General features: G+C 41.4%; 40 protein-coding genes. 37 read left to right on the forward strand and 3 right to left on the reverse strand.

The window, feature by feature from the left end:
• Positions 1–49 precede the first annotated feature (49 nt).
• The 28 genes from rplB to BM398_RS02850 all read left to right on the forward strand — a co-directional run bounded on the left by rplB (position 50) and on the right by BM398_RS02850 (position 15,490).
• Entirely contained in the window at positions 50–892 is an 843-nt protein-coding gene (gene rplB / locus BM398_RS02715) for a 50S ribosomal protein L2 (protein WP_026655625.1), read from the forward strand.
• 11 nt (positions 893–903) lie between these two features.
• Positions 904–1,194 (forward strand): 30S ribosomal protein S19, encoded by a 291-nt coding sequence (gene rpsS / locus BM398_RS02720; protein ID WP_026515612.1) that lies wholly within the window; start codon positions 904–906, stop codon positions 1,192–1,194.
• A gap of 28 nt (positions 1,195–1,222) precedes the next feature.
• On the forward strand, positions 1,223–1,618 hold the full coding sequence (gene rplV / locus BM398_RS02725) for a 50S ribosomal protein L22 (protein ID WP_420314844.1): 396 nt from the start codon (positions 1,223–1,225) through the stop codon (positions 1,616–1,618).
• A 19-nt stretch (positions 1,619–1,637) separates the two neighbouring features.
• Complete coding sequence (gene rpsC, locus BM398_RS02730) at positions 1,638–2,309, forward strand: 30S ribosomal protein S3 (RefSeq protein WP_022778093.1); 672 nt, start codon at positions 1,638–1,640, stop codon at positions 2,307–2,309.
• On the forward strand, positions 2,309–2,746 hold the full coding sequence (rplP, locus tag BM398_RS02735) for a 50S ribosomal protein L16 (RefSeq protein WP_026655623.1): 438 nt from the start codon (positions 2,309–2,311) through the stop codon (positions 2,744–2,746). Before rpsC ends, rplP begins: the two co-directional genes overlap by 1 nt.
• A complete protein-coding gene (gene rpmC, locus BM398_RS02740; RefSeq protein ID WP_026515609.1) occupies positions 2,736–2,945 on the forward strand; it encodes a 50S ribosomal protein L29 in 210 nt (69 codons plus the stop codon). The genes rplP and rpmC overlap by 11 nt, the downstream gene beginning before the upstream one ends.
• A gap of 33 nt (positions 2,946–2,978) precedes the next feature.
• Positions 2,979–3,233, forward strand: coding sequence for a 30S ribosomal protein S17 (gene rpsQ / locus BM398_RS02745; RefSeq protein WP_013280005.1), 255 nt, complete (start codon positions 2,979–2,981; stop codon positions 3,231–3,233).
• 21 nt (positions 3,234–3,254) lie between these two features.
• Positions 3,255–3,623, forward strand: coding sequence for a 50S ribosomal protein L14 (gene rplN / locus BM398_RS02750; protein ID WP_022764361.1), 369 nt, complete (start codon positions 3,255–3,257; stop codon positions 3,621–3,623).
• 12 nt (positions 3,624–3,635) lie between these two features.
• The gene (rplX, locus tag BM398_RS02755) at positions 3,636–3,965 is read left to right on the forward strand and encodes a 50S ribosomal protein L24 (RefSeq protein WP_026655622.1); all 330 of its coding nucleotides are present in this window, start codon (positions 3,636–3,638) and stop codon (positions 3,963–3,965) included.
• A gap of 22 nt (positions 3,966–3,987) precedes the next feature.
• Positions 3,988–4,527: a 50S ribosomal protein L5 gene (gene rplE, locus BM398_RS02760; RefSeq protein WP_026515607.1), complete on the forward strand. Its 540-nt coding sequence runs from the start codon at positions 3,988–3,990 to the stop codon at positions 4,525–4,527.
• Positions 4,528–4,548: 21 nt separating this feature from the next.
• Positions 4,549–4,734, forward strand: coding sequence for a type Z 30S ribosomal protein S14 (locus BM398_RS02765; protein ID WP_026515606.1), 186 nt, complete (start codon positions 4,549–4,551; stop codon positions 4,732–4,734).
• A gap of 191 nt (positions 4,735–4,925) precedes the next feature.
• The gene (rpsH, locus tag BM398_RS02770) at positions 4,926–5,327 is read left to right on the forward strand and encodes a 30S ribosomal protein S8 (RefSeq protein ID WP_026655621.1); all 402 of its coding nucleotides are present in this window, start codon (positions 4,926–4,928) and stop codon (positions 5,325–5,327) included.
• Between the two features lie 15 nt (positions 5,328–5,342).
• Positions 5,343–5,882: a 50S ribosomal protein L6 gene (gene rplF / locus BM398_RS02775; protein ID WP_026655620.1), complete on the forward strand. Its 540-nt coding sequence runs from the start codon at positions 5,343–5,345 to the stop codon at positions 5,880–5,882.
• A gap of 20 nt (positions 5,883–5,902) precedes the next feature.
• A complete protein-coding gene (gene rplR, locus BM398_RS02780) occupies positions 5,903–6,271 on the forward strand; it encodes a 50S ribosomal protein L18 (RefSeq protein ID WP_026515603.1) in 369 nt (122 codons plus the stop codon).
• 17 nt (positions 6,272–6,288) lie between these two features.
• Positions 6,289–6,798 carry a 30S ribosomal protein S5 gene (rpsE, locus tag BM398_RS02785; protein WP_026655618.1) on the forward strand — a complete coding sequence of 170 codons (510 nt, stop codon included), beginning with the start codon at positions 6,289–6,291 and terminating at the stop codon, positions 6,796–6,798.
• A gap of 27 nt (positions 6,799–6,825) precedes the next feature.
• Complete coding sequence (gene rpmD / locus BM398_RS02790; protein WP_026515601.1) at positions 6,826–7,020, forward strand: 50S ribosomal protein L30; 195 nt, start codon at positions 6,826–6,828, stop codon at positions 7,018–7,020.
• Positions 7,021–7,137: 117 nt separating this feature from the next.
• The gene (rplO, locus tag BM398_RS02795) at positions 7,138–7,578 is read left to right on the forward strand and encodes a 50S ribosomal protein L15 (protein ID WP_026655616.1); all 441 of its coding nucleotides are present in this window, start codon (positions 7,138–7,140) and stop codon (positions 7,576–7,578) included.
• Entirely contained in the window at positions 7,578–8,897 is a 1,320-nt protein-coding gene (gene secY, locus BM398_RS02800) for a preprotein translocase subunit SecY (RefSeq protein ID WP_092336321.1), read from the forward strand. Before rplO ends, secY begins: the two co-directional genes overlap by 1 nt.
• 88 nt (positions 8,898–8,985) lie before the next feature.
• The gene (locus BM398_RS02805) at positions 8,986–9,630 is read left to right on the forward strand and encodes an adenylate kinase (RefSeq protein ID WP_026655614.1); all 645 of its coding nucleotides are present in this window, start codon (positions 8,986–8,988) and stop codon (positions 9,628–9,630) included.
• Positions 9,631–9,644: 14 nt separating this feature from the next.
• The gene (gene map, locus BM398_RS02810) at positions 9,645–10,397 is read left to right on the forward strand and encodes a type I methionyl aminopeptidase (RefSeq protein ID WP_092336322.1); all 753 of its coding nucleotides are present in this window, start codon (positions 9,645–9,647) and stop codon (positions 10,395–10,397) included.
• A gap of 23 nt (positions 10,398–10,420) precedes the next feature.
• Positions 10,421–10,639 (forward strand): translation initiation factor IF-1, encoded by a 219-nt coding sequence (gene infA, locus BM398_RS02815; protein WP_013280019.1) that lies wholly within the window; start codon positions 10,421–10,423, stop codon positions 10,637–10,639.
• Between the two features lie 342 nt (positions 10,640–10,981).
• A complete protein-coding gene (locus BM398_RS02820) occupies positions 10,982–11,794 on the forward strand; it encodes a GGDEF domain-containing protein (protein WP_175531813.1) in 813 nt (270 codons plus the stop codon).
• A 140-nt stretch (positions 11,795–11,934) separates the two neighbouring features.
• Entirely contained in the window at positions 11,935–12,048 is a 114-nt protein-coding gene (rpmJ, locus tag BM398_RS02825; RefSeq protein WP_013280022.1) for a 50S ribosomal protein L36, read from the forward strand.
• Between the two features lie 137 nt (positions 12,049–12,185).
• Positions 12,186–12,554: a 30S ribosomal protein S13 gene (rpsM, locus tag BM398_RS02830; RefSeq protein WP_026667352.1), complete on the forward strand. Its 369-nt coding sequence runs from the start codon at positions 12,186–12,188 to the stop codon at positions 12,552–12,554.
• Positions 12,555–12,637: 83 nt separating this feature from the next.
• Positions 12,638–13,045 (forward strand): 30S ribosomal protein S11, encoded by a 408-nt coding sequence (rpsK, locus tag BM398_RS02835; protein WP_026655609.1) that lies wholly within the window; start codon positions 12,638–12,640, stop codon positions 13,043–13,045.
• 139 nt (positions 13,046–13,184) lie between these two features.
• Positions 13,185–13,778, forward strand: coding sequence for a 30S ribosomal protein S4 (gene rpsD / locus BM398_RS02840; RefSeq protein ID WP_026655608.1), 594 nt, complete (start codon positions 13,185–13,187; stop codon positions 13,776–13,778).
• A gap of 48 nt (positions 13,779–13,826) precedes the next feature.
• Positions 13,827–14,786: a DNA-directed RNA polymerase subunit alpha gene (locus tag BM398_RS02845; RefSeq protein WP_026655607.1), complete on the forward strand. Its 960-nt coding sequence runs from the start codon at positions 13,827–13,829 to the stop codon at positions 14,784–14,786.
• A 167-nt stretch (positions 14,787–14,953) separates the two neighbouring features.
• Positions 14,954–15,490 (forward strand): bL17 family ribosomal protein, encoded by a 537-nt coding sequence (locus tag BM398_RS02850; protein ID WP_092336324.1) that lies wholly within the window; start codon positions 14,954–14,956, stop codon positions 15,488–15,490.
• Between the two features lie 110 nt (positions 15,491–15,600).
• On the opposite strand, the gene BM398_RS02855 is transcribed toward BM398_RS02850, so the two are convergent.
• The 3 genes from BM398_RS02855 to BM398_RS02865 form a co-directional block, all read right to left on the reverse strand.
• Positions 15,601–16,593 (reverse strand): substrate-binding domain-containing protein, encoded by a 993-nt coding sequence (locus BM398_RS02855; protein ID WP_175531814.1) that lies wholly within the window; start codon positions 16,591–16,593, stop codon positions 15,601–15,603.
• A 16-nt stretch (positions 16,594–16,609) separates the two neighbouring features.
• Positions 16,610–18,598, reverse strand: coding sequence for a methyl-accepting chemotaxis protein (locus tag BM398_RS02860; protein WP_092336326.1), 1,989 nt, complete (start codon positions 18,596–18,598; stop codon positions 16,610–16,612).
• Between the two features lie 104 nt (positions 18,599–18,702).
• A complete protein-coding gene (locus BM398_RS02865) occupies positions 18,703–19,617 on the reverse strand; it encodes a M15 family metallopeptidase (RefSeq protein ID WP_092336327.1) in 915 nt (304 codons plus the stop codon).
• 80 nt (positions 19,618–19,697) lie between these two features.
• Here BM398_RS02865 and BM398_RS02870 point away from each other — a divergent pair, with 80 nt between their 5' ends.
• The 9 genes from BM398_RS02870 (at position 19,698) to BM398_RS02910 (ending at position 26,676) form a co-directional block, all read left to right on the forward strand.
• A complete protein-coding gene (locus BM398_RS02870) occupies positions 19,698–20,546 on the forward strand; it encodes an energy-coupling factor transporter ATPase (protein WP_092336328.1) in 849 nt (282 codons plus the stop codon).
• Between the two features lie 13 nt (positions 20,547–20,559).
• Positions 20,560–21,408 carry an energy-coupling factor transporter ATPase gene (locus tag BM398_RS02875; RefSeq protein WP_092336329.1) on the forward strand — a complete coding sequence of 283 codons (849 nt, stop codon included), beginning with the start codon at positions 20,560–20,562 and terminating at the stop codon, positions 21,406–21,408.
• 20 nt (positions 21,409–21,428) lie between these two features.
• Positions 21,429–22,232 (forward strand): energy-coupling factor transporter transmembrane component T family protein, encoded by an 804-nt coding sequence (locus tag BM398_RS02880; protein ID WP_092336330.1) that lies wholly within the window; start codon positions 21,429–21,431, stop codon positions 22,230–22,232.
• Between the two features lie 14 nt (positions 22,233–22,246).
• Positions 22,247–23,050, forward strand: a complete 804-nt coding sequence (gene truA / locus BM398_RS02885) for a tRNA pseudouridine(38-40) synthase TruA (RefSeq protein WP_092336331.1) — start codon at positions 22,247–22,249, stop codon at positions 23,048–23,050.
• Between the two features lie 155 nt (positions 23,051–23,205).
• Positions 23,206–23,634: a 50S ribosomal protein L13 gene (gene rplM / locus BM398_RS02890; protein WP_026655596.1), complete on the forward strand. Its 429-nt coding sequence runs from the start codon at positions 23,206–23,208 to the stop codon at positions 23,632–23,634.
• Between the two features lie 21 nt (positions 23,635–23,655).
• Entirely contained in the window at positions 23,656–24,054 is a 399-nt protein-coding gene (gene rpsI / locus BM398_RS02895; protein ID WP_026655595.1) for a 30S ribosomal protein S9, read from the forward strand.
• 191 nt (positions 24,055–24,245) lie between these two features.
• A complete protein-coding gene (locus tag BM398_RS02900) occupies positions 24,246–24,920 on the forward strand; it encodes a DUF3800 domain-containing protein (RefSeq protein WP_092336332.1) in 675 nt (224 codons plus the stop codon).
• 177 nt (positions 24,921–25,097) lie between these two features.
• On the forward strand, positions 25,098–25,931 hold the full coding sequence (locus BM398_RS02905) for a S66 family peptidase (RefSeq protein ID WP_092336333.1): 834 nt from the start codon (positions 25,098–25,100) through the stop codon (positions 25,929–25,931).
• Positions 25,932–26,097: 166 nt separating this feature from the next.
• Positions 26,098–26,676, forward strand: coding sequence for a GNAT family N-acetyltransferase (locus BM398_RS02910; RefSeq protein WP_092336334.1), 579 nt, complete (start codon positions 26,098–26,100; stop codon positions 26,674–26,676).
• Positions 26,677–26,698: the final 22 nt, after the last annotated feature.

Genomic DNA, 26,698 nt, shown 5'->3' on the forward strand with positions numbered 1-26,698 from the left:
AAGTGTTTTTTACACTAGTCACGTGATAAACAAAAAAGGAGAAATAATCATGGGAATTAAGAAGTACGGCCCATATACCCCATCCAGAAGAAACATGACTGGATCAGATTTCTCAGAGATCACAAAGAAGACTCCCGAGAAGTCACTCGTTGTTTCTAAGAACAGCAAGGCTGGTCGTAACAACCAGGGTAAGATCACAGTAAGACATCGCGGATGCGGCGGCAGAGTTAAGTACAGAATCGTAGACTTCAGAAGAAATAAGGACGATATGCCTGCAAAGGTTATCGGAATTGAGTATGATCCTAACAGATCAGCAAATATCGCACTTATCCAGTACGAGGATGGCACAAAGGCTTACATCCTTGCACCTAACGGATTGACAGACGGTATGACAGTTATGAACGGTGCTAACGCAGAAATTCGTGTTGGTAACTGCCTCCCTCTTTCAGCTATTCCTGTCGGTGAAAACGTACACAACATTGAGCTTTATCCCGGAAAGGGCGGCCAGATGGTTCGTTCAGCCGGAAACGCTGCACAGCTCATGGCTAAGGAAGGAAAGTATGCAACACTTCGTCTTCCTTCAGGCGAGATGAGAATGGTTCCCATTGAGTGCAGAGCTACAATCGGTGTTGTAGGAAATGGCGATCACAACCTTATTAACTATGGTAAAGCCGGAAGAATTCGTCACATGGGTATCCGCCCTACAGTTCGTGGTTCTGTTATGAACCCCAACGACCATCCTCACGGTGGTGGTGAAGGTAGAGCACCTATTGGACGTTCAGGCCCTTGCACACCTTGGGGTAAGCCTGCTCTTGGTTATAAGACACGTAAAGCTAAGAAGGCTTCTAACAAGCTGATCGTAAGAAGAAGAAACGGTAAGGCCATCAAATAAGGAGGAATAAAATGTCTAGATCACTTAAAAAGGGACCTTTTGCAGACGCAAGCCTGCTCAAGAAGATAGATGCTATGAACGCTGAGGGCCAGAAGCAGATAGTTAAGACTTGGTCACGTCGTTCTACAATTTTCCCGTCTTTTGTTGGACACACAATCGCTGTTCATGACGGAAGAAAGCATATTCCTGTATATGTTACTGAAGATATGGTTGGACACAAGCTTGGTGAGTTTGTTCCCACAAGAACATTCAGAGGACATGCTGGAAGTTCTCCCGTTGAGAGAAAGAGCAGCGTTCACTAAGAAGTGCCAATGAAAGGAGGTCAAATCCATGGAAATGGAAATCAAGCATAGATCTAAAATTAAAAGAGAAAGAAATCGTGACAATAAAGAAACAAGACCTTTTGCAAAGTTATCTTACGCAAGAATACCTGTTCAGAAGGCATGCTTTGTCATGGATGCTATCAGAGGTAAGGATGTTGAGTCAGCACTCGCAATCCTTCAGTATAATCCCAGATATGCTTCAAGCGTAATCTACAAGCTCCTTAGCAGCGCAGTAGCAAACGCTGAGAACAACAAGGGAATGAACAGAGCAAATCTTTTCGTTGCTGAATGTACTGCAAGCAATGGCCCTATCATGAAGAGAATTCAGCCTAGAGCACAGGGCAGAGCATACAGAATCAACAAGAGAATGAGTCATCTGACTGTTATTTTGGACGAGAGATAATTGAAAGGAGAAGCGAAGAATGGGACAGAAAGTTAATCCTCATGGACTCAGAGTCGGTGTTATCGCTGATTGGGATTCCAAGTGGTACGCTGAATCTGGCGATTTCGCCAATAATCTTGTAGAAGATTACAATATCAGAAAATTTCTGAAGAAGAAGTTATATGCAGCTGGTGTTTCTAAGATCGAGATCGAGAGAGCATCAGATAGAGTAAAAGTTATCGTTTACACAGCTAAGCCCGGTGTTGTTATCGGTAAGGGTGGTGCTGAGATCGAGGTAACTAAGAAGGAACTTTCAAAGCTTACAGATAAGAAGGTTCTCGTTGATATCAAAGAGATCAAGAAGCCCGATAAGGATGCACAGCTTGTTGCAGAGAACATTGCTCAGCAGCTTGAGAACCGTGTATCATTCAGAAGAGCTATGAAGTCTTGCATGAGCAGAACAATGAAGACAGATGCTCTTGGTATCAAGGCTTGCTGCTCAGGCCGTCTTGGCGGAGCAGATATCGCTCGTTCAGAGTTCTACAGCGAGGGAACTATTCCTCTTCAGACACTCAGAGCAGATATTGATTATGGATTTGCAGAAGCAGATACAACCTACGGTAAGGTTGGTGTTAAGGTATGGATCTACAAGGGTGAAGTACTTCCGACCAAAGCAGGTGAGAATTCAGATAAGGAAGGGAGCGATAAATAATGTTAATGCCGAAGAGAGTTAAGCACCGCAAGCAGTTCCGCGGTTCAATGGCTCATAAAATTACTCGTGGTACAAAGATCACTTACGGTGAATTTGGAATTGTTGCGCTTGAGCCTTGCTGGATCAATTCAAACCAGATTGAGGCAGCCCGTGTTGCTATGACACGTTTCATCAAGCGTGGTGGTCAGGTTTGGATTAAGATTTTCCCTGACAAGCCTATCACATTAAAGCCTCTCGGAACTCGTATGGGATCCGGTAAGGGTGCTGTTGATAGATGGGTAGCTGTTGTTAAGCCTGGTCGTGTAATGTTCGAAATCGGTGGAGTTGCCGAGGCCGACGCAAGAGAAGCTCTTCGTCTTGCAACACATAAGCTTCCTTGCAAGTGCAAGATCGTTTCAAAGGCTGATTTGGAAGGCGGTGTATCTAATGAAAACTAATAAGTATGTAGACGAGCTGAAAGCTAAGACTGCTGATGAACTTCAGACTGAGCTTGTATCAGCTAAAAAGGAACTTTTCAATTTAAAATTCCAGAACGCTACAAACCAGCTGGATAATACAGCAAGAATTAAAGAAGTAAGAAGAAATATTGCAAGAATCCAGACTGTAATCACACAGAATGCTAAGGCTGCTAACTAAGCCTTTTGCTTGGTTTAAAAAGGAGAAATGATCGTGGAAAGAAATTTAAGAAAAACGCGTGTTGGAAAAGTAACAAGCGATAAGATGGACAAGACCATCACAGTTTCCATTGAGGACCATGTGAAGCATCCTCTTTACAAGAAGATCGTGAAGAGAACATATAAGCTTAAGGCTCATGACGAGAATAATGAGTGCCGTATTGGTGACACAGTTAAAGTCATGGAGACAAAGCCTATCTCCAAGGATAAGAGATGGAGACTTGTATCCATTATTGAACGTGCAAAGTAATACAAAAAAAGGAGAAATATCATGATTCAGCAGGAAAGTAGACTTAGAGTCGCTGATAACACTGGTGCAAAAGAGCTTCTTACAATCCGTGTTATGGGTGGATCTACAAGAAGATATGCGAGAATCGGCGACACAATCGTTGCATCTGTAAAAGAAGCAACACCCGGTGGAGTTGTAAAGAAGGGTGATGTTGTTAAGGCTGTTGTCGTTCGTACTGTAAAAGAGACACGTCGTAAGGACGGTTCCTACATCAGATTTGATGAAAACGCTGCTGTTGTTATCAATGAAGATGGTACGCCTAAGGGAACACGTATTTTTGGACCCGTAGCCAGAGAGCTTCGTGAGAAAAAGTTCATGAAGATTCTTTCTCTTGCTCCGGAAGTATTATAAGGAGGCGCCCAGATGTCAACAAGTAAGATTAAGAAGGGCGATATGGTTAAGGTTATCGCCGGAAGAGAAATCGACAAGGAAGGAAAAGTCCTTTCTGTTGATACAAAGAACGGAAAGGTTGTTGTAGAGGGTCTCAACAAGGTAACTAAGCATGAGAAGCCTTCTGCTAAGAACCCCAATGGCGGAATTGTAGAGAGCGAAGCAGCTCTTGATATCTCCAACGTTATGTATCTTCACAAAGGAAAACCTACCAGAATCGGATTCAAGGTTGAGAAGGACGAGAATGGTAAGGTTGTAAAGAAGAACCGCATCGCAAAAAAGACCGGTGAGGTTATCGACTAATTAAGGAAGGAGGTATTTAACGTTGAGTAGATATAAGGATTTATACAAAAACGAGATCGTTGATGCTATGACAAAGAAGTTCGGTTACAAGAACGTAATGCAGGTGCCTAAGCTTGACAAGATCGTTATCAATATGGCAGTTGGTGAAGCTAAGGAAAATGCTAAGCTTCTCGAGAACGCTGCAAATGATATGGCTATTATTTCTGGTCAGAAGCCTGTTTACACAAAGGCTAAGAAGTCAATCGCTAACTTCAAATTGAGAGAGGGTATGCCTATCGGATGTAAGGTTACACTTCGTGGCGACAAGATGTACGATTTCCTTGATCGTCTTGTAAACCTCGCACTTCCTCGTGTACGTGACTTTAGAGGAATCAACCCTAACTCATTCGACGGAAGAGGAAACTATGCACTTGGTATCAAGGAGCAGCTTATCTTCCCTGAAATCGAGTATGATAAGATTGACAAGACAAGAGGTATGGATATCATTTTCACAACAACAGCTAAGACAGATGAAGAGGCTCGTGAGCTTCTCACACTGTTCAATATGCCTTTTGCAAAGTAATAATAGGAGGGAAATGCACACATGGCTAAATTATCCATGAAGTTGAAACAGCAGATGAAGCCCAAGTTCTCTACACGTGAGTACAATCGTTGTAAGATCTGTGGTCGTCCTCATGCTTATCTTAGAAAGTACGGAATCTGCAGAATTTGCTTCCGTGAGCTTGCATACAAGGGCGAAATTCCGGGAGTACGTAAAGCATCTTGGTAATTCTGTAGAATTCCCCCTTTTGGGGGATGTAATATAAGCGGTTCAGGATGGAAACCGCATATTTACAAAGTTATTATTCTTCGTATAATTAAAAAATAGAGAAACACATAAGCGCGCATTGCGGCTTCGTGTCTCTGCTCAATTCGGGGAGTAGTAAGGCGAAGCAAAAATAATTAAGGAGGCAATTTAAAATGGCAATGAACGATCCTATTGCAGATATGCTTACAAGAATTCGTAACGCAAACGCTGCAAAGCATGACACAGTTGACGTTCCTTCTTCAAAGATGAAGCTTGCAATTGCAAACATTCTTCTTGACGAAGGTTATATTAAGAAGCTTGATGTTGTTGAGGACGGAGCTTTTAAGAATCTTCACATCACTCTTAAGTATGGCGCTGATAGAAATGACAAGGTAATTACAGGTCTTAAGAGAATCTCAAAGCCCGGTCTTCGTGTATACGCAGGCAAGGACGAGCTTCCCAGAGTATTGGGCGGACTTGGTATCGCAATCATTTCAACAAACCAGGGAGTTGTAACTGACAAAAAAGCAAGAGAGCTGCAGGTTGGTGGCGAAGTTCTTGCATTCATTTGGTAAATTGGAGGTACGGGCATGTCACGAATTGGAAAAATGCCAATCGCAGTTCCTGCTGGAGTAACAGTAGAAGTTGCAGAAAATAATAAGGTGACTGTTAAGGGACCTAAGGGAACCCTTACAAGAGTTTTCCCTGCTGAGATTTCTTTCTCACAGGCAGATGGTCAGATCGAAGTTAAGAGACCTGACGATCAGAAGAAGACAAGAGCATTACACGGTCTTTCAAGAAGCCTTCTTAACAACATGGTAGTTGGTGTTACAGATGGTTTCGAGAAGAAGCTCGAGGTTAACGGTGTAGGTTACAGAGCTGCTAAGAATGGCAAGACACTCTCTCTTACACTTGGTTATTCTCACCCCGTAGAACTTGCTGATCCTGAAGGAGTAGAGACAGTAGTTGAGGGACAGATAATCACTGTTAAGGGAATCGACAAAGAGGCTGTTGGCCAGCACGCTGCAATCATCAGAGAGAAGAGAGCTCCTGAACCTTATAAGGGCAAGGGAATCAAGTATGTTGATGAAGTTATCAAGCGTAAGGTTGGTAAGACAGGTAAGAAGTAATAAGATAAGGAGAGTGCAAAATGGTTAGTAAAGAATCAAGACAGAAAATTCGTGCTAAAAAGCATATGAAGATTCGTAATCGTTTCAGCGGTACAGCTGAGAGACCACGTTTAGCAGTATTTAGAAGCAATAGTCATGTATATGCACAGGTTATTGATGATGTAGCCGGCAAGACAATTGTATCTGCTTCTACTCTTGAAAAAGACATCAAGGCAGAACTCAAGAATACAGACGATATTGAAGCTGCTACAAAAGTTGGTGATATTGTAGCAAAGAGAGCATTGGAAAAGGGCATTAAGGCTGTTGTATTTGACAGAGGTGGTTATATCTACCACGGAAAAGTAAAAGCTCTTGCTGATGCTGCCAGAGAAGCTGGCCTTGAATTCTAAGAAGGGAGAAAACACAAATGAAGCGTACAATAGTTGATGCAAGTCAGCTCGAATTGACAGATAAAGTTGTTACCATCAAGCGCGTTACTAAGGTTGTTAAGGGTGGACGTAACATGAAGTTCACAGCACTTGTAGTAGTTGGTGATAAGAACGGACACGTTGGCGTAGGTCTTGGTAAGTCTACTGAAATCCCGGATGCAATCCGTAAGGGTAAGGAAGATGCTACTAAGAACCTCATTACTGTTCCTCTTGATGAGAACAACAGTATTACACATGATTTCGTAGGTAAGTTCGGCTCTGCTGAAGTTTTACTTAAGAGATCACCTGAAGGTACCGGTATCATCGCAGGAGGTCCTGCTCGTTTGGTATGTGAGTATGCAGGTATCAGAAACATCAGAACAAAGTCACTTGGTTCAAACAACAAGCAGAACGTTGTTTATGCAACAATCAGCGGTCTTGCTCAGTTGAAGACACCTGAAGAAGTTGCTGCTAAGCGCGGTAAGTCCGTTGCTGAAGTAACAGCTTAAGGTTTAGTAAATAAGGAGTATAAATCAATGGCAAAGAGTAGTGAAAAGAAGCTTAAGATCACATTGGTTAAGTCCACAATCGGTGCTATTCCTAAGCAGGTGGCAACAGTAAAATCAATGGGATTTAAGAAACTTAACAGCTCTGTTGAACTTCCTGATAATTCCGCTACAAGAGGACAGATTCAGCAGATCAGACACCTTGTAAAGGTTGAAGAGATCTAATCTCTAAAGTAAAATGTAAATGTATCCGGAGCTGCAGTATGTATACGCGAGTGGTGAGCAGCGATGTTCACTGCGTGTAGCGGTATAAGCTCCGGAGTTAAATAAAGGAGGATTATCATGGAATTATCAAACTTAAGACCTGCTGAAGGTTCTGTACAGAGCGATAATTTTAGAAGAGGCCGTGGTCATGCTTCAGGAAACGGCAAGACCGCAGGTAAGGGACACAAGGGTCAGAAGGCTCGTTCAGGTGCTCCCAGACTTGGCTTCGAAGGTGGACAGATGCCACTTTTCAGAAGACTTCCTAAGAGAGGCTTCAAGAATATCAATCATAAAAACATCGTAGGAATTAACGTAAGCGCTCTTGAAGTATTTGATAACGGAGCAGTTGTAGATGTTCAGGCACTCAAGGATCAGGGAATCATCAAGAAAGAGCTTGATGGTGTAAAGATTCTTGGAAACGGAGAATTTACCAAGAAGCTTACGGTTAAAGCAAATGCGTTCAGCGCAGCAGCAAAAGAGAAAATCGAGGCACTTGGTGGAACAACAGAGGTGATCTAATGTTTAAGTCCCTAATGAATGCATTAAAAGTCAAAGAAATCAGATTAAAACTTCTCTTTACTCTTGCAATGCTTGCTGTTATCAGATTTGGAACAACTATTCCGGTTCCCGGAATTGATGTCCAGGCTTTTAAGATCTGGTTTGAAGGTTTAAAGAGCGGAAACGATGCTTTTGGCTTTGTGGATCGATTTACAGGTGGATCGTTTGAGCGTGCTTCAATCCTGGCTCTCAACATCACACCTTATATCACATCTTCCATTATTGTTCAGCTTCTTACTATTGCTATTCCCAAGTTTGAGGAGTGGCAGAAGGACGGAGAGGACGGAAGAAAGAAACTAACAGCAATGACAAGATACATTACTGTAGTTTTGGCACTTATCGAGTCCATTGCAATGGCTGTTAATTTCTACAAAGGTGGATCCCTTGCAGATAAGTCAATCTTCTTGGCAATCCAGGTTGTAGCTGCATTTACAGCAGGTAGTGCATTCCTCATGTGGATTGGTGAACGAATCACGGAAAACGGTGTTGGGAATGGTATTTCTATAGTTCTGACGATAAACATTCTTTCAAGAATTCCGTCAGATCTTCATTCGCTTTTCGAGCGTTTTGTGAGTGGGAAGCCTATTGCAAGGGGAGTAGTATCAGCTGTAATAATTATAGCGGTTATTATTGCATTGGTAGTACTGATCGTAGTTCTTAACGGCGCAGAGCGCAGAATCCCTGTTCAGTATGCAAAGAAGATTCAGGGTAGAAGAACTTATGGTGGAAATCGTTCGGAGATTCCGCTTAAGGTCAGCACAGCGGGCGTTATGCCTATCATTTTTGCAATGTCATTGTTCCAGTTCCCCAGCGTTATAACTTATTTCACAGGTTATAAGGGACCGGGCGTTTGGGCAACGATATTGGAATATTTAAGACAGGACAATTGGTTTGATCCAAGCCATTGGGAGTATTCCATTGGTCTTGTAGTATACATATTATTGCTTATCTTCTTCGCGTATTTCTATACATCAATTACCTTCAATCCTATTGAGATTGCAGATAATATGAAGAAGCAGGGCGGTTTCATACCGGGAATCAGACCCGGAAAGCCTACAAGCGATTATCTTACAAGCATTTTGAACTATATCATCTTTATCGGAGCATGCGGACTTATTCTTATTGCAATAATTCCTTACTTCTTCAGTGGTATGTTCAAGGCAAGTGTTTCATTCGGTGGTACTAGCCTTATCATCGTGGTAAGTGTTATACTTGAAACTATAAAACAGATTGAGTCACAGATGCTTGTACGTAATTACAAGGGATTTTTGGAAGACTGATTAAAAAATTAATGAAAGAGGTACAGGGACCTACTCTCGCAGTGGGCCCTGCAACCTCTTGTTTCTACTTTATGGAAGGGATTAGAGTATGAAGATTATTATGTTGGGTGCACCCGGTGCGGGAAAAGGCACACAGGCTCAGATGATCGCGGAAAAGTTCAACATTCCGCATATCTCAACAGGAGATATTTTCAGAGCCAACATCAAGAACGGAACAGAACTTGGTAAGAAAGCCAAGGAATTCATGGATAAGGGACAGCTTGTTCCCGATGAGCTTACAGTTGAACTTCTCCTTGACAGAGTAGCAAATGATGACTGCAAGAACGGATACGTACTTGATGGTTTTCCTCGCACAATTCCCCAGGCTGATGTTCTTGATTCAGAACTTACAAAGCTTGGTGATAAGGTTGATTACGCTATCAATGTTGACGTTCCCGATGAGAATATCGTTCGCAGAATGTCAGGCAGAAGAGCTTGTCTGAAGTGTGGCGCAACCTATCATATTGAACATATTAAACCACAGAAAGACGGAATCTGTGATAAGTGCGGTAGCGAGCTTGTTCAGAGAGATGATGACAAGCCTGAGACAGTTCAGAACAGACTTAAGGTTTATCATGAGCAGACTCAGCCGCTTATTGATTACTATGAGAAAAAGAGTATTTTGAAGACTGTAGACGGAACAAAGGATATGCAGGAAGTCTTCAGTGATATTGTTAGCATATTGAATGCATAATCTGGTGTGTTAAAATGGCTATAAGTATCAAAACAGACGAAGAAATCAATCTTATGCGACAGTCAGGGCATCTATTGGCAAAGGTTCATGAAGAACTACATGCTGCTCTCAGACCCGGTATATCAACTCTTGAGCTTGATGAGATTGGTGAGAGAACTATCCGTGCTCTGGGCGGGATTCCGAATTGCAAAGATTACGAAGGATTTCCTGCTTCTGTGTGCATTTCGGTGAACAATGAAGTAGTTCACGGAATACCTAGCAGTGAGCGAATCCTGCAGGAAGGAGACATTGTTTCTTTCGACACAGGACTCATATATAAAGGTTTTCATTCTGATGCGGCGAGAACATGGGGTGTCGGTAAGATAAGCGATGAAGCGCAGAAACTTATCGATGTCACCAGAGAAAGCTTTTTTGAAGGAATTAAGAAAGCTAAAGCGGGAAACAGACTTCACGACATTTCCGCTGCTATCGATAAATATATCAAACCACACGGTTACGGCATTGTAAGGGAACTTACAGGTCACGGGATCGGAACAAGTTTACATGAAGATCCCATGGTGCCTAACTTCAGGAAACTGACAAGAGGTGTGAAACTTCAAAAAGGTATGACCATATGCGTCGAGCCCATGATAACAATGGGAAGCCGCAAGATAGGCTGGCTTGAGGATGACTGGACTGTTGTCACACTTGACGGGTCACTTGCAGCACATTATGAGAATACAATAGCCATCACGGATGGTGAACCGGAGATATTAACTTTAATATAGTTGTAAATTAAGAGGAGATGTAGATGTCAAAGGCTGATGTAATTGAAATTGAAGGAAAGGTAATTGAGAAGCTTCCCAATACAATGTTCCAGGTTGAACTTGAAAACGGACACGTTGTGTTGGCACATATAAGCGGTAAGCTTCGCCAGAACTTTATCAGAATTTTACCCGGTGATAAGGTAACACTTGAGTTATCACCTTACGATCTTACAAAAGGAAGAATTATTTGGAGAGACAAGTAATATAATAATCTAATCTAATAACGGTACGTGTGTGAGGGATTTATGATACAAAAAATTCTGGATAGGCATTTCGATAGTATTTCGTTCATACATTATAACAAGAATAAGATAGCGGAGGATAATATCCGAAACACTGCTGACACTGTGATGTTTTTATCCGGTGTTAGCGCGTTCCTGCTATTTCTTATTTTACTGTTTTCGGGAAGTTATTATTTTTGTTTTTTTCTAATTGCAATATTGTTTGTTCTTGTTGGAATACATTTGGTACAGAAAGTTTTTCTTAGTAATATATCTGAGAGCTTCAAATTATCTAGAATGTATTCCTTCTTTTTTTATGGAGTGATGATACTTGCATACTCCTATGCTGATATTATCATGAACATGACATCAAGATGTATCGTGTTCCCTTGTGCCATTATCGTGATAACTGCGGTATATATGGATACCTTTTTGGCCACTACGGTGTACAAGATCGTACTTACCATCATATATTGCATAATGGATTCTATGATACGTCCCCATTATGGTGTAAAAAGAGATCTGTTTGTTGCGGGCGTTGCCATCATCGCGTCGCTGTTCAGCTATTTTGAGATAGTCGATCTTGCGATAAATAAAGGTGAAGACAGACGTATCCTTGAAAGAAAGAGTACCACAGATCTTCTTACAGGTATTTACAACAAGCTTTCTTTTGAAGAGAAATGCAATGAATATCTTAAGAAAAGAAAACCCGGTGCAAGATGCATTCTGTTTATCTTTGACCTTGATAATTTCAAGGAAGTAAATGATACATACGGCCATCAGACGGGTGATAACGTGCTTAAGAAGTTCTCTGAGATACTTCAGAGCTATTTCCATCCCTACGATATCATGGGAAGGATAGGCGGCGATGAGTTCATGGTGCTCGTTATGGGCGAGATGCCTGAAGGATTTGCGGAAAAGAGATGCAGAAGTATTCTTCATGAATTTAAGACTGCACGTATCAATCAGGTTTCAGGGCTTACTTGCAGTATCGGTATTGTCAGTGACAACGACTGCGCAAGCTTCAGTGAGCTTTATAAGAAGGCGGATGAAGCTCTTTATGAGGCAAAAGAGAGCGGAAAAGCCACATTTAATCTTCATGAGGAAGAAAAAGAAATAAATTCAAAATTGTCGTAATAAATCTTATGAAAAAGCTGAAAAAACTGCTTGATTATTGACTTTGGATATGTTATGATATCAAATGGTCTTTTTAGGTAGAGGGGTTATTATGCCCTTCTTTAAGCATTATCTGTTTACCATGCAGGAAAGGAGTAACAATGAAAGTAAGGTCTTCTGTTAAGCCTATGTGCGAAAAGTGCAAGGTTATTAAGAGAAAGGGCGTTATCAGAGTTATCTGTGACAACCCTAAGCACAAACAGAGACAGGGATAATCCGAGCCGTTTAGGTGGATTACTTTTTGATACCAATGCGTATTGGAAAGATCGGATCATTCTTTGTCCGGTTGGGCTGTGAATCATGGCCCCAATCAAACAAGTAATATTATTTATAAGTTATGGAGGAATAAAAAATGGCTCGTATTGCAGGTGTAGATTTACCTAGAGATAAGCGAGTAGAGATCGGTTTGACATACATCTACGGAATTGGTAGAACAAGCTCAAACAAGATTCTTGAAGCAGCAAAAGTAAGCCCGGACACACGTGTTCGTGATCTTACAGACGAAGAAGTAAAGAGAATTGCCGAGATTATCGGTAACGACTACGATGTAGAAGGTGACCTCAGAAGAGAAATCGCTATGAACATCAAGAGACTCACAGAGATCGGATGTTTCAGAGGCATGCGTCATAGAAGAGGACTTCCTTGCCGTGGTCAGAGAACTAAGACAAATGCAAGAACTAGAAAAGGACCTAAGAGAACAATCGCTAACAAGAAGAAATAATTTTTCTTGATGTCTGAGCATGGCAGATCAGTGATGTAACATTATAACCAGTAATTATTAGGAAGAAAGTAGGTTAGTTTAAAATGGCAAATCAGAAATCAACTGCAGCTAAAAAGTCAGCTGCAAAGAAACGTGTCAAGAAAAACGTTGAACACGGACAGGCGCACATCCAGTCATCTTTCAATAACACTATCGTTACTTTGACAGATGCAGCAGGAAACGCTCTTAGCTGGGCAAGTGCCGGCGGTCTCGGATTTAAAGGTTCAAGGAAATCTACTCCTTATGCTGCACAGGTAGCTGCAGAGACAGCAACAAAGGCTGCACTTATTCACGGCCTTAAGACTGTTGATGTATTCGTTAAGGGACCAGGATCAGGAAGAGAAGCTGCTATCAGAGCTCTTGCTGCAAGTGGACTCACAGTTACATCTATCACAGATGTAACACCTGTACCGCACAACGGATGCAGACCTCCCAAGCGTCGTAGAGTATAATCGATTTTATATCGCGTTACTCTCATTGCAGAATACATGTGCAAATATATATGTATTTAACGCGTTGGATGAAGGTGCATGACACTGTAAACAACATCAGATAACAGAATGTTGTCTGAGTAAAAGAAAGGAGCCTAAAATGGCAGTAAACAGAGTTCCCGTATTAAAAAGATGCAGATCACTTGATCTGGATCCTACATTTCTTGGATATGACAAAAAGTCTAAGAGAACATCAGCTAACGCTGGTAAGAAAATGAGTGAGTATGGACTTCAGCTCCGCGAGAAGCAGAAGGCTAAATTCATATATGGCGTCCTTGAGAAGCCTTTTAGAAATTACTACGACAGAGCAGACAGAATGAAGGGTCAGACAGGTTCCAACCTTATGACTATTCTTGAGACAAGACTTGATAACGTTATCTTCAGAATGGGCTTTGCAAGAACAAGAAGAGAAGCTAGACAGGTTGTTCTTCACAAGTTCATCACTGTAAATGGTAAGGTAATCAACATTCCTTCATACCTCATTAAGGCCGGTGATGTCATCGAAGTTAAAGAGGCAGCTAAGAACATTCAGAGATTTAAGGATATTTCAGAAATCACTGCAAGCAGACTTGTTCCTGAGTGGCTTGACGTTAACAAGGAAGGACTTAAGGGTACAATAAAGGAACTTCCTTCAAGAGAAGTAATCGACGTTCCTGTTGATGAGATGCTTATCGTCGAGTTGTATTCTAAGTAATCTATTAAATAGAAACTTGTTAACTAGTCACATAAGGAGGGTATATCAGTGTTTGATTTTGAAAGACCAAATATTGAAGTTGCTGAAATCTCAGATGATAAGAAATATGGTAAATTCGTAGTAGAGCCTCTTGAAAGAGGTTACGGTATTACACTGGGCAATTCCCTTCGTAGGATTATGCTCTCATCATTACCTGGTGCAGCAGTAAGTCAGGTCAAGATTGAAGGCGTGCTGCATGAATTCAGTTCTATTCCCGGAGTAAAGGAAGACGTAACTGAGATCATTATGAATATCAAGAATCTTTCTATAAAGAATTCCTCTGATACTAACGAACCTAAGACAGCTTATATCGAGTTCAACGGCGAAGGAGTAGTAAGAGCATCAGATATTCAGGTGGACCAGGATATTGAGATCATGAATCCTGATCAGGTTATCGCTACACTTTCCGGAAAGGATGCTAAGCTCTACATGGAGCTCACCATCACAAAGGGAAGAGGTTATGTAAGCTCTGACAAGAATAAGACAGGCGATCTTCCTATCGGAGTTATCGCTATCGATTCTATCTACACTCCTGTAGAGAGAGTAAATATAACCATCGAGAACACTCGTGTAGGTCAGGTAACTGATTTCGATAAGCTTACATTAGATGTTCACACTGACGGAACACTTGCTCCCGACGAGGCTGTAAGCCTTGCAGCAAAGGTACTCAGTGAGCATTTGAGCCTCTTCATCGACCTTTCTGAGAATGCTAAGACAGCAGAAGTTATGATCGAGAAGGAAGACGATGAGAAGGGCAAAGTTCTCGAGATGTCAATTGATGAGCTTGAACTTTCAGTTCGTTCATTCAACTGCCTTAAGAGAGCTGGCATCAATACCGTTCAGGAGCTTGCAAGCAAGACTTCTGATGATATGATGAAGGTTCGTAATCTTGGACGTAAGTCACTTGAGGAGGTTCTTGCTAAGCTTGATGAGCTTGGACTTTCACTTAAGTCAGATGGCGAACAGTAATATCACGAACTATTAATTATGAATGTCCGCGGAAGGTAAATCCGAAGCGTACTGATGCGGATTCTCATAGGATCAAAAAACTGCATTGTGAGAGTAAGACCGATGCGCATCTTATGATGTACCTACAGCGGAGGGAACTCCGCAAATGAGAAAGGATGTAAAATAACATGGCAATGTACAGAAAGCTTGGAAAAGCAACAAAGCCCAGAAGAGCACTTCTTCGTAACCAGGTAACAGCACTTCTTTACAATGGAAAGATTGTTACTACTGAGGCAAGAGCTAAGGAAATCAAGAAGATCGTAGAGCCTATGATCACTCTAGCTGCTAAGGAAAAGGACAATTATGAGACTGTTTCCGTTGAAGTTAAGATTCCTGAGAAGGATAAGGACGGAAAGAGAGTAAAGGAAGTTGTTGACGGTAAGAAAGTTACTAAGTTCACAACTGTTACTAAGGAGATCAAGAAGGATCTTCCTACACGTATGCACGCAAGAAGACAGCTTCTTAAGACTCTTTACCCTGTAGTTGATGTTCCTCAGGAGAACAAGGGAAGAAAGAAGAACACTAAGGAAGTTGACCTTGTAGCAAAGCTTTTCGATGAGTACGGACCTAAGTACGCAGATCGTAAGGGTGGTTACACAAGAATCATCAAGATCGGTCAGAGAAAAGGCGATGCAGCTATGATGGTTGTTCTTGAGCTTGTTTAATAGCTTTTGATTATTTAAACCATAAATATAGAGGTTTCAGAGCAAATGCTCTGAAACCTCTTTTTAATGCCTTTATTTGCGATTTAAACAAATGATGTGACAATGGTCATTTATTTATACTGGTCCACATTCTGGGGCGTTATGGGAACAAATGGAACCCAAATATACTTATGGTCTGCGGATACGCCTGAAACAGAAGAAACCGAACCGTTTTTTGCAAGTGAAACAGCACTTTGTACGGCTGCAGCACCCTGTCCTGCGGTATCCTGAAGAACCGTCATATAAAGGTCTCCGCTTCTTACAGCTTCACATCCCTCGTCTGTAGCGTCGATTCCGGCTACAAGTATCTTGTGTGTATCATATCCGTTTTCTTTCATCCATTTGATAGCGCCCATCGCCATAGTGTCGTTATTGCATATGATACAATCAAATGACTGTCCTGTCTTTTTGAATATATTGAGCTTGTCATATGTTACGTCTTCAACCCAATCACCGTTGTCGACCCATACATAGTTTACATCGACCTTATTGTCAAGGAAGAAGTATTTTACTGCATTTGTACGCTTTGGAGCAGCGGCATGCATCTTTTCTCCGACCATGATGATCACATTAAGTGCAGGTGGCTTTCCGAGACCGCTCCAGATGTAATCTGCCTGGAATTCACCGGCATCCTGCTCATATGAACCGACATAGACATATTTGTCACTTTTTAAATAGTCACTTTCGGGTTCGTTGTTGATGAATACAATAGGAAGATTGCCTGCTGCATTCTCCATCTGAAGTGTGGTGCTTGTATCACATAATCTGCATATGATGGCATCATATCCTTCAGAAGCGGCGTTTGCTATCTGTTGCATCTGTGTTTCTGTATCTTTCTGGCTGTATACGACATCAATTGTTGCGCCAAGTTCTTGTCCCTTTGCAACTATTGAATCGGCAAGTGTATTTAGGAATGAGTCATCGTCAGCGTGAAGCGTCATAAGTATTTTTATACCGTTACCGGAAACCGATCCGGAGCCTGCCTTGCCACAAGCTGTAATTGAAAGAGATAGCAGTATCACGCATAGTAGATAAGCCATTGATCTTTTAATTCGATTTTTCATAATATGTATCTCCTTATCAAATCTTGAACTTCTGAACATAGGATGTAAGCGTTTCTGAAGTATTTGCCAACTCGTGTGAGTTGTCGGCAACGTCCTGACTGTTCTTGGTAATGCTATTAGCCTGTTCAACCATCTTACGACTGGTTTCAAGGATTTCATCCGTGCTTGCAGCCTGTTCTTCGGAGATAGCAGCAACATTGCTTGCAACATCATCAACCTTCTGCACGTCTTTGATCATGAGGTCGATAAGAGAATTTGATTTTTCAATGTTCTGATAGATCTGATCGAATGTCTGTACTGCTGTATCAATAAGATCGCTGTTGTTTTCAATATTCTTTGCACTTGTCTGAGCCTGAACGACAACGTTGTCGATGGCTTTTCTGACTTCATCGATAAGTTTTGCAATGTTATCGGCACTTGTTGCAGAGTTCTTCGCAAGTTTACCAATCTCGGTAGCAACAACGGCAAATCCCTTTCCGGAATCACCGGCACGTGCGGCTTCAATAGAAGCATTAAGTGAAAGGAGATTGGTCTGCTCGGCAATTTCAGCGATAAGACCGACAATATTGGTGATCTCTTCGGAAGCTTTTCCTACAGCGTCAATAGAAGTAACAAGCTCGTCATTGCTGCTCTTAATGTACTGCATAGCATCGGCAAGCTGTTCCATGTTGTCGCGGCCCTTCTTACTGATCGCAACAGTTTCTTTCATGCTCTCATTAGCCTGATTTGAATTGTCTCTTGTGTCAGCAACTACCATTGCAAGAGTTGTGGCATTCTGGGCAATCTCGTTAACTGCAACAGCGAGCTGATCGACAGTTGAATTGAGGTTCTTCATAGCTTCTGACTGTGACTGAGATGCCTCATACATGCTCTTTGATACAATATCTGAATTGTCGGACTGCACTCTGAGTCTCTTTGATTCATCATTGATAGCGGTGAGCATACTTCTCATAGAGTGAACGAATTCATTTACTTCATCGCCCATGAGACCAATCTCATCATTACTTCTTCCGTGTTTAACGTTGATAGTGAAGTCACCGGCTGACATATCTGTAATGTTCTTGGTGATTCCGCCGAGAGGAGCAATGACTTTGGTAACCATGAGGTTGATAAGTACAACGATAACTATAATTGCTAGTATTCCTGTCACGATAAGAGTGGTAACAAGTCTTGTCACGTCCTTCATGACAATCGATTTGCTTATATATGAGATAAGAACCCAGTCGGTTCCGGCAATCTGCTTAAATGCAACTACATTGTTGGCAAGAGTAACGGTGGAGTAGTCTCTCTCGGCAATCTTGCCTGCTATTGCAGCCATAAGTCTGTCGTTGTCATTTGTGTCAAGTTTGGTTGATACACGGTTCTTGTCACGATGGGCAAGAATAGTGTTATCTGTTATATCAACAAGAAAAGAAGCAGCCTGATCCATCTTAACCTTAGAGTTAACGATGATACTGATCTGGTCAAGAGAGAGATCGGCAGCCATGATCTTTAGGTCTGAAGATCCGTCGTCGATGATACCCGATGCACTTATGACACTTGTGCCGTTTGCATCCTGATAGGTATTTCCGTAAACCATGTTTACGCGGGTCATTCCCTGTTTGAACCATTCCTGTTCTGTGACATTTCCTGTTTCTTTTGTAGATTCGGAAGCTTTGTATACTTTGCCGCTCTTTGTGGCAATATACGGTCCGTTTTTACAATATGGGTTAAAACCGTAGCAAGCGTTCATCATAGCAGACAATTGTGCATCTGTAGGCTTTGTCTTTTCGACCATTTGCTTAACGGTAGAGAAATTCTGGAGATTTTCGTCGAGCCATGCTTCAATGTTGTCTGCCTGATTGGAAATAGAAGAATTAAGTGCCGATGTTGCCATCTGTGTCATACTCTTACCTGACAGGTACCCTGAAATGAGCACCAAAATAAGAATGGTTGCAACTACGGCAGGGACCAAGAACAATAAAAGCTTGTTTTTGATCTTTGTGTGTCTCTTTCCTTTTTTCATTTTAGATAAGTCTCCTTAAGATATAAATAGATAAGAATGTTAGAAGCTTAATAGCTATTGTACACTTTTTGTATTGAAAATTATATGGAATATTATGAACAATTTTACTTTTTAGCGAATTTCTTTTCAAAATGTTGATAGTCTTTAGATGAATTCCAGTTTCCTCCCCATGTAAAACCGTGTTCTCTAAAGAGCTTATAGGCAAGATCGTCTTTGTCAATCTTATAAGGAAAAGAGGCAGACCTGTCGGTATATTCTTTGCCGGCAGCGGGAGCGATGGTAGTTGTGCCGTTCTTGTACTTAACCTGTGGGTTATATAAAGGATTTAAGTCGACTGCGAGTCCCTGAGAATGCATGGAGAGCTTATGGCCTTTTGCTATGGGGCGATAATTGAAGCAGGATGTGTTGTTTGCTTCCATAGAAGCCTCGTCATCTGCGTTGAAATCATCAACAAGCTTTATACTCTCAATCTGATAATCATTCTCATATAATTCGTGGAAAATTTCCATGATATCGTCAGCAATTGCCTTATTGCAAATCATTTCGCCGACCTGTTCTTCACCGTCAAAATCGACATAACTGATAACACAATATCTGAGATCATCAAGTGGGATTTTGCAATCATGAGGATATGATACGTCTGTTATCTTTGATACAATTGAATCCGGAATTTCCTCGTAGTAGAAGCCTTCTTCGTATGTGACTCTTGTGTCATATACGTCTGAATCGTCGGGTAAGTTTGAACTTGACATGACACTCGAATTGACCGTATCGGTCGATGATTCTGATGCACTGATCGATGCTTCGGAAGTGTTTTCGGAAGAGGCAACTGATGAGCTTTGTTCAAGATTTGAATCAAACGCGGCCGAAGCTGTGATGTTTTCCTGTGATTCTACAGAAAGGTGGGAATTGGCATAATCTTCGAGAGTTTCGTGACCTGCAAGATGTCTTGCGGCGAGAGCACAAAAAACGATTATCGCCAAAAGAAGAATAAGATCTTTTACATATTTACTGTTCATTTGGAAATCTCCGATGTTAATTTTATAAATCAATATTACCACATTTATGCTATAATATTTCGAATGGTAGGTAAAAAGAGATGATACGTACAGATAAACTTGTATTTGAATATATCAGAAGAGATGAAGAGGGAAATGTCGAAGGCATCACAAGGGCTGTCGATGATGTCAATATTGATGTCAGACCCGGGCAGTTTATTGCGGTTCTCGGACACAATGGATCCGGTAAATCGACGCTTGCCAAGCATTTCAATGCTCTTTTATATCCGACAGAAGGCGAAGTTATTGTTGACGGAATGAATACCAGAAACAGTGAGAAACTCTGGGATATCAGACAGGAAGCCGGAATGATCTTTCAGAATCCCGACAATCAGATAATCGGACAGGTTGTCGAAGAGGACGTCGGATTTGGCCCTGAAAATATGGGTGTTCCCACGGAAGAAATCTGGGAGCGCGTTGATGAGAGCCTTAGGGCGGTGAATATGCTTGAATTCAGAAAATCATCACCCAATCATCTTTCAGGTGGCCAGAAACAGCGAGTTTCAATTGCCGGAGTTATCGCTATGCACCCCAAGTGCATTATTATGGATGAGCCCACGGCGATGCTCGATCCCAACGGAAGAAAAGATGTTATAAGGGCAGCCAGAGCGCTTAACAGCGTTGAAGGAATAACTGTCATTCTCATAACACATTATATGGAAGAAGTTATCTACGCCGATAAGGTGTTTGTCATGGATAAAGGGCATGTAGAGATGCAGGGCACGCCTAAAGAGATTTTTTCCCAGGTTGAGAAGCTCAAAGAGCTAAGGCTTGGTGTTCCGCAGGTGACTCTTTTGGCACACGAACTTAAAAAGAGCGGTTTGCCGCTTCCTGACGGAATTCTCACAAAAGAGGAGTTTGTTGAGGAACTTAAGAAATTAAAGAGATGATACGGAGAAGGAAATGTCTATAATTCTCGACCATGTAAATTATATATATGATGAAGATACCGCGATGGCGCATGCGGCGCTGACGGACGTGAATATAAAGATTGATGAGGGCGAATTTATCGGACTTATAGGGCACACCGGTTCCGGAAAATCAACGCTGATCCAGCATATGAACGGTCTTGTTAAGCCTACGAGCGGTACGGTATATTTTGAAGGAAAAGATATCAGTGATCCTGAGTTTGACAGAAAAGCATTAAGAGCCAAGGTGGGACTTGTTTTCCAGTATCCCGAGCACCAGCTTTTTGAAACGGATTGCTTTAAGGATGTTTGTTTCGGACCAAAGAACCTCGGACTTTCACAGAAGGAAGTGGAACTTAGAGCTTATGAAGCGCTGAAACAGGTTGGCTTTGACGATGACTATTTTTACCAGTCACCGTTTGACCTTTCTGGCGGACAAAAGAGAAGAGTCGCAATAGCAGGCGTTCTTGCCATGAAGCCTGAGATACTTATTCTTGACGAGCCTACAGCCGGACTTGATCCAAAGGGAAGAGAGGATATCCTCAATCTTGTAAAAAAGCTCCATGATGAAGTCGGCATAACCATCATACTTGTAAGCCACAGTATGGATGATGTCGCGGATTATGTGGATAGAATAATAGTTATGAATAAGGGAAGAGTCGCATTTGACGATGTTCCCAAAGAAGTTTTCAGACACAGACAGGAACTTGAGGCTATAGGCCTTGCGGCTCCGCAGGTTACGTACGTTATGCAGGAGCTTAAGGCGGCCGGATTTGATGTTGACATAGATGTCACAACTCTTGACGAAGCGAAAAACGAGATATTGAGAGCTTTTTCAAAATAAAAGACATGTAAGGCAAAAAGATGCTTAGAGATATTACATTAGGACAATATTACAGAACTGAATCCATAATACACAGACTTGACCCGAGAGTTAAGATAGTCGGCACGTTTGTTTTTCTTATCGCTATTTTTATGGTAAATAACGCATTGGGATATGTTATCGCAGGACTTTTCCTTGCTATGAACATCAAACTGTCGAATGTGCCGGTTAAGTTTATCTTCAGGGGAATGAAATCAATCTTTTTCCTGCTGATGATATCGGTGGTGTTTAACCTGTTTCTGACTCCGGGAGATCCGATAATCACAATTTGGAAGATCAAGATCACGGATGAGGGCCTTAAACTTGCCGTAAAGATGGCAATCAGGCTGGTGTTCCTTATTACGGGCTCGTCGCTTATGACACTTACGACAACGCCCAACAACTTGACTGACGGGCTTGAGAGTTTACTTAATCCGCTCAAGCTTGTGCATGTTCCTGTGCATGAGATTTCAATGATGATGTCAATCGCACTTAGATTTATTCCTATTTTACTTGAGGAAACCGACAAGATCATGAAGGCGCAGATGGCTAGATGTGCGGATTTTGAGACCGGATCGATCATTAAAAGGGCAAAAAATATGGTGCCTTTACTGGTGCCGTTGTTTATATCTGCGTTCAGAAGAGCGATGGACCTTGCGATGGCAATGGAAGCAAGGTGCTACCGCGGCGGCGAGGGCAGAACCAAGATGAAGCCGCTTATTTATCAGAAAAGAGACAGGCTTGCATATGTTGTGCTTGTTCTTTTCCTTATAATATGTGTTGTGATTGGAAGAATGAAATTCTGAGAGATAATAAAGAAATGGCAAAAAATCGCAGAATAATGCTGACAGTTTCATATGATGGTACGAATTACAGCGGATGGGCGCTTCAGAATTCAACACCCAATACCGTTGAAGGCGTGCTGAACAGGGCAATTCATGGTCTCACCGGAGAAGAAGTTGCGGTTATAGGCGCAAGCAGGACGGATGCAGGCGTTCACGCTTACGGAAATGTCGCTGTTTTTGATACTTGCTCGACGATTCCGGGAGACAGATTCTCTTTTGCCCTGAATCATATGCTTCCCGAGGATGTACGAATCGTTGAATCGATGGAAGTTGCGCCGAAGTTTCATCCGCGTCATTGTGATACTGAGAAAACCTATGAATATAGGGTTTTGAATACCAAGATGCCCGTTCCTGTAAGGCGTTTGTACACATACCATTTCAGTATGCCTTTGGATGAAGAAAAGATGCAGGAAGCAGCGAGGTATCTTGTTGGAGAGCATGATTTTACGAGCTTTTGCAATGTTGAATCGCAGGCGGCAAGCCATGTGCGCACGATCAAGGACATCACGGTAAAAAGACACGGAGATGAAGTGATAATAAGCGTTACGGGCAACGGCTTCTTATATAATATGGTTCGTATAATCGCAGGCACGCTTTTACTTGTGGGACGCGGGAAAAAAGAGCCTTCGGAAGTTAAGAAAGTGCTTGAGAGCAGGGACCGTAAAGCAGCAGGTCCGACAGCGCCGCCGGAGGGGTTATTTCTTATAAAATACAAGTTCCTGGATGGCGTTCCAATCGTTGGAAATAGTGTTGACAATAAGACTAAATGCGATATATAATATCTTACTGTGTGACGTCATGTCCACTATTAGGTGAAAATGTCATATTGTTGTCCCGGTAAGCTTCAATATGTACATCATATATAATGTGAGAATCAGGTGAAGGGTTTTCACATAAGTAACCAATCAAGTAATTATTTACTGGAGGAAATACAATGAAAACTTATATGCCTAGTGCAACTACAGTTGAGAAGAAGTGGTATGTAGTTGATGCTACCGATATGACACTTGGACGTCTTGCTTCAAATGTAGCAAACGTACTTAGAGGTAAGAACAAGCCCATCTATACTCCCAACATTGATACAGGTGATTATGTAATCGTAATCAATGCTGAGAAGATCAAGGTTTCAGGAAAGAAGCTTGATCAGAAGATGTATTGGCATCACACAGAGTATGTTGGACACCACAAGGAGTTCTCACTCCGTCAGATGATCCAGGACAAGCCTGAAAGAGTTATCGAGCATGCCGTTAAGGGAATGCTTCCTAAGGGATCTCTTGGAAGAGAAATGTACACAAAGCTCCATGTATACGCAGGTGCAGAGCATCCACACGCAGCTCAGAAGCCTGAAGTATTAACATTTTAATCGGAGAGGAGAATAGTAAAAATGGCAAAGTCATCTAATTATTACGGAACAGGTAGAAGAAAGAAATCAATCGCTAGAGTATACCTTGTATCCGGAAATGGAAATATAACAATCAACAAGAGACCTATCGATGAGTATTTCGGACTTGAGACACTCAAGGTTATCGTTAGACAGCCCCTTGTTGCTACAGAGACAACTGAGAAGTTCGACGTTGTAGTAACAGTTAGAGGCGGCGGCACAACAGGCCAGGCCGGTGCTATCAGACACGGTATCGCAAGAGCACTTCTTCAGGCTGATTCAGATGAGTACAGACCTGTACTTAAGAAGGCCGGATACCTTACAAGAGACCCTCGTATGAAGGAAAGAAAGAAGTACGGTTTGAAGAAAGCTCGTCGTGCTCCTCAGTTCTCAAAGAGATAATTTCTGCTTCGGCAGATTTCAGAAACCCACAACCATTTGGTTGTGGGCTTTTTTAGTGGTTGTACTGTTCTCAACTAATAATGTTGAAAAAATAGCTGATTTATGATACTATTATATTGATCTGAGCGAGAGCTCTTTGGATCACCGTAGGCGGGAAGAATTTCCCGTCATTTTTTTTGGAGTTAGCCACAATGAGAGAGCTTAGCGTTTTTATTGATGAGTCAGGTGATTTTGGAGAAACAAGAGATGTAAGAGATTACTATTTAGTGACCTTTGTTTTTCATGATCAAGATAATGATATTAAAGATAATACAATAAAGTTGGAAAATAGTGTTAAAGAATCTGGGTTGGATATCGAGTATATTCATGCTGGTCCTGTTATTCGTAAGGAAGGAATCTTTAAAGAGTATTCTTTAGATGAAAGAAGACAGTTGCTATACAAGATGTTCAATTTTGTAATGAAATGTCCTATAAATTTTTGCACTGTAGCCATTAAAAGAAAAGAGGCAAATGACAGGGTTCAGCTGTCAGGTAAACTCGGCAAGGCTATAAATGCTATGCTTGCTGAGCATATGGATTATCTTAAAGGATATGATAAGGTAATCGTATATTATGATAATGGTCAGAGGGAGCTTGGTTCAATTCTTAATGCTATCTTTTCTATTCAGTTATACAATGTTGAATTTAGGAAAGCTGAACCGCAGAAATATCGTCTCTTGCAGGCTGCAGATTTTCTATGTACTATCGATCTTCTCCAGATAAAAAGGGATGAAAAAAGATTGAGTAAGGGAGAACAACAATTCTTTTATAAACCGAATGAGCTGAAAAAGACATTCATTAAGGGCATAAGTAAAAAGAGAATATGAAATATTTAATGAGGCTGTCCAGACGGACAGCTTCAATGTATTTATAGCTATTTCAATTGCAGACCAGTCTTGTTATTAGTACAATATTAAACGTATCATGACTACGTGTTAAAACTCAGAACGCGGTATTTTAGACCAATTTCCTGAGGTTAGGAAAAGCGTGGGGAGAAATTTAGTATGAAGGTTGGATTATCAGCTTGTTCGGATGGACATATAAAAGAGTGGGAATATCAGGTAGATGAACTTGTACAGGTTTTGAAAGACTTTGGCATGGAACCAGTTCTTGCTCCACATATAAAGGCTAAAGAGGATACTTTTAGCGGAAAAGATGAGGAAAGAGCTGCTGATCTCATGCGGTTTTATACAGATGATTCCATTGAGGCAATATATGATATTTCTGGTGGCGATTTGGCAAATGGCGTTTTGAAGTATCTTGATTTTGATGTAATAGCTGGTTCAGATAAAGTGTTTTGGGGCTATAGTGACCTGACTACAGTAATAAATGCAATTTATGCCATCACAGGTAAATCCTCTGTCTTATATCAGGTTAAGAATATGGTATATTCCCAGGCAGAGCTACAGAGAAAAAGATTTTCCGATTATTTGGAAGGAAGCACCGCGTCATTGTTTGACTTGAATTATGAGTTTCTACAGGAAAGTCACATGGAAGGAACAGTAGTTGGCGGTAATATCAGATGCCTTACAAAACTTGCCGGAACCAAATATTGGCCTGATATGACCGGAAAAATCCTTCTTCTCGAATCACTAGGCGGAGGTTCAGGACAGATAGCAACACTGCTTACTCAGCTTGAGCAGATTGGAGTTTTTGATAAGGTATCAGGCATACTTCTTGGAACATTCACCAACTATGAAAAAGAAGATTATAAGCTTAGCGTTTTTGATTTGCTTAAAATGCACATTTCAGATACATTACCGATTGCATGTACTAAGGAAATCGGACATGGTCATGATTCAAAGGCTATTGTGATTGGTGAGAAATTAAAACTGTGAAAGAATTCTCAAAGAGATAATCGGTTCTCGATACGAGATTATTCAAGATTTTAATTTACTGGAAGTCAAGTCATTGACTTAAGGTTTTCTTTTAGGCTCGATCCTATCTATATATGGGTATATTAAACGCGGATATGCAGAATGGCGAAAGGGAAGATTTCTTCTAATGGAAAAGAAATTAGATAAAAGAGCAGATTCTATTTTCCTAACTGAGGCAAATGAAGAGTTTGCAGATGAACTTCAAAAGTTTAAAGATGAAGTGCTTCAAGCAGATAAGGACAATGATGATCAATTCGCAGGTTGTATGGGCTTAGAAAATTGTGATACTGCTAAAGAATGGATTGATATTTGCAATTTGAGAAAAAGTGCAGAGACTTGTGAAGAGACTGGAACAGAAGTGCCGTCAACGACATATTTTGCGATAAGGGAAAAAGATAATAGGCTAGTAGGAGTAATAGATCTGCGCCATCATATAAATCATCCAATTCTCGGGACATGGGGCGGTCACTGTGGATACTCTGTCAGACCTTCTGAAAGAGGAAAGGGATATGCCACGGAAATGCTCAGACAGAATGTGCTTAATGCAGATAAAATTGGCATTGAGAGGATGCTTATGGTATGCGATGAGGATAATATTGCCAGTGAAAATACAATACTTGCAAACAACGGACATCTTGAAAAAATCATAGAAATAGACGGATGTAGGATGAAGCGATTTTGGATAAATACGAATCGGGATTTGTAGTGTGGATTAAATTTCGGTTTTT

The sequence above is a fragment of the Butyrivibrio sp. M55 genome, assembly GCF_900116865.1.
Taxonomy (GTDB): Bacteria; Bacillota; Clostridia; order Lachnospirales; family Lachnospiraceae; genus Butyrivibrio.

Coding starts and splice junctions, on each gene's coding strand:
- rplR (WP_026515603.1), top strand. CDS start 5,903: ATGGTTAGTAAAGAATCAAGACAGAAAATTCGTGCTAAAAAGCATATG.
- rpsM (WP_026667352.1), top strand. CDS start 12,186: ATGGCTCGTATTGCAGGTGTAGATTTACCTAGAGATAAGCGAGTAGAG.
- rplV (WP_420314844.1), top strand. CDS start 1,223: ATGGAAATGGAAATCAAGCATAGATCTAAAATTAAAAGAGAAAGAAAT.
- BM398_RS02870 (WP_092336328.1), top strand. CDS start 19,698: ATGATACGTACAGATAAACTTGTATTTGAATATATCAGAAGAGATGAA.
- BM398_RS02850 (WP_092336324.1), top strand. CDS start 14,954: ATGGCAATGTACAGAAAGCTTGGAAAAGCAACAAAGCCCAGAAGAGCA.
- BM398_RS02900 (WP_092336332.1), top strand. CDS start 24,246: ATGAGAGAGCTTAGCGTTTTTATTGATGAGTCAGGTGATTTTGGAGAA.
- rpmC (WP_026515609.1), top strand. CDS start 2,736: ATGAAAACTAATAAGTATGTAGACGAGCTGAAAGCTAAGACTGCTGAT.
- rpsD (WP_026655608.1), top strand. CDS start 13,185: ATGGCAGTAAACAGAGTTCCCGTATTAAAAAGATGCAGATCACTTGAT.
- rplX (WP_026655622.1), top strand. CDS start 3,636: ATGTCAACAAGTAAGATTAAGAAGGGCGATATGGTTAAGGTTATCGCC.
- rplP (WP_026655623.1), top strand. CDS start 2,309: ATGTTAATGCCGAAGAGAGTTAAGCACCGCAAGCAGTTCCGCGGTTCA.
- rpsC (WP_022778093.1), top strand. CDS start 1,638: ATGGGACAGAAAGTTAATCCTCATGGACTCAGAGTCGGTGTTATCGCT.
- rplM (WP_026655596.1), top strand. CDS start 23,206: ATGAAAACTTATATGCCTAGTGCAACTACAGTTGAGAAGAAGTGGTAT.
- BM398_RS02905 (WP_092336333.1), top strand. CDS start 25,098: ATGAAGGTTGGATTATCAGCTTGTTCGGATGGACATATAAAAGAGTGG.
- BM398_RS02865 (WP_092336327.1), bottom strand. CDS start 19,617: ATGAACAGTAAATATGTAAAAGATCTTATTCTTCTTTTGGCGATAATC.
- map (WP_092336322.1), top strand. CDS start 9,645: ATGGCTATAAGTATCAAAACAGACGAAGAAATCAATCTTATGCGACAG.
- BM398_RS02860 (WP_092336326.1), bottom strand. CDS start 18,598: ATGAAAAAAGGAAAGAGACACACAAAGATCAAAAACAAGCTTTTATTG.
- BM398_RS02910 (WP_092336334.1), top strand. CDS start 26,098: ATGGAAAAGAAATTAGATAAAAGAGCAGATTCTATTTTCCTAACTGAG.
- BM398_RS02855 (WP_175531814.1), bottom strand. CDS start 16,593: ATGAAAAATCGAATTAAAAGATCAATGGCTTATCTACTATGCGTGATA.
- BM398_RS02875 (WP_092336329.1), top strand. CDS start 20,560: ATGTCTATAATTCTCGACCATGTAAATTATATATATGATGAAGATACC.
- BM398_RS02765 (WP_026515606.1), top strand. CDS start 4,549: ATGGCTAAATTATCCATGAAGTTGAAACAGCAGATGAAGCCCAAGTTC.
- BM398_RS02880 (WP_092336330.1), top strand. CDS start 21,429: ATGCTTAGAGATATTACATTAGGACAATATTACAGAACTGAATCCATA.
- rpmJ (WP_013280022.1), top strand. CDS start 11,935: ATGAAAGTAAGGTCTTCTGTTAAGCCTATGTGCGAAAAGTGCAAGGTT.
- rpmD (WP_026515601.1), top strand. CDS start 6,826: ATGGCAAAGAGTAGTGAAAAGAAGCTTAAGATCACATTGGTTAAGTCC.
- rpsS (WP_026515612.1), top strand. CDS start 904: ATGTCTAGATCACTTAAAAAGGGACCTTTTGCAGACGCAAGCCTGCTC.
- BM398_RS02805 (WP_026655614.1), top strand. CDS start 8,986: ATGAAGATTATTATGTTGGGTGCACCCGGTGCGGGAAAAGGCACACAG.
- rpsK (WP_026655609.1), top strand. CDS start 12,638: ATGGCAAATCAGAAATCAACTGCAGCTAAAAAGTCAGCTGCAAAGAAA.
- secY (WP_092336321.1), top strand. CDS start 7,578: ATGTTTAAGTCCCTAATGAATGCATTAAAAGTCAAAGAAATCAGATTA.
- rplO (WP_026655616.1), top strand. CDS start 7,138: ATGGAATTATCAAACTTAAGACCTGCTGAAGGTTCTGTACAGAGCGAT.
- rplB (WP_026655625.1), top strand. CDS start 50: ATGGGAATTAAGAAGTACGGCCCATATACCCCATCCAGAAGAAACATG.
- rplN (WP_022764361.1), top strand. CDS start 3,255: ATGATTCAGCAGGAAAGTAGACTTAGAGTCGCTGATAACACTGGTGCA.
- truA (WP_092336331.1), top strand. CDS start 22,247: ATGGCAAAAAATCGCAGAATAATGCTGACAGTTTCATATGATGGTACG.
- rpsE (WP_026655618.1), top strand. CDS start 6,289: ATGAAGCGTACAATAGTTGATGCAAGTCAGCTCGAATTGACAGATAAA.
- rplF (WP_026655620.1), top strand. CDS start 5,343: ATGTCACGAATTGGAAAAATGCCAATCGCAGTTCCTGCTGGAGTAACA.
- rpsH (WP_026655621.1), top strand. CDS start 4,926: ATGGCAATGAACGATCCTATTGCAGATATGCTTACAAGAATTCGTAAC.
- infA (WP_013280019.1), top strand. CDS start 10,421: ATGTCAAAGGCTGATGTAATTGAAATTGAAGGAAAGGTAATTGAGAAG.
- rpsI (WP_026655595.1), top strand. CDS start 23,656: ATGGCAAAGTCATCTAATTATTACGGAACAGGTAGAAGAAAGAAATCA.
- BM398_RS02820 (WP_175531813.1), top strand. CDS start 10,982: ATGATACTTGCATACTCCTATGCTGATATTATCATGAACATGACATCA.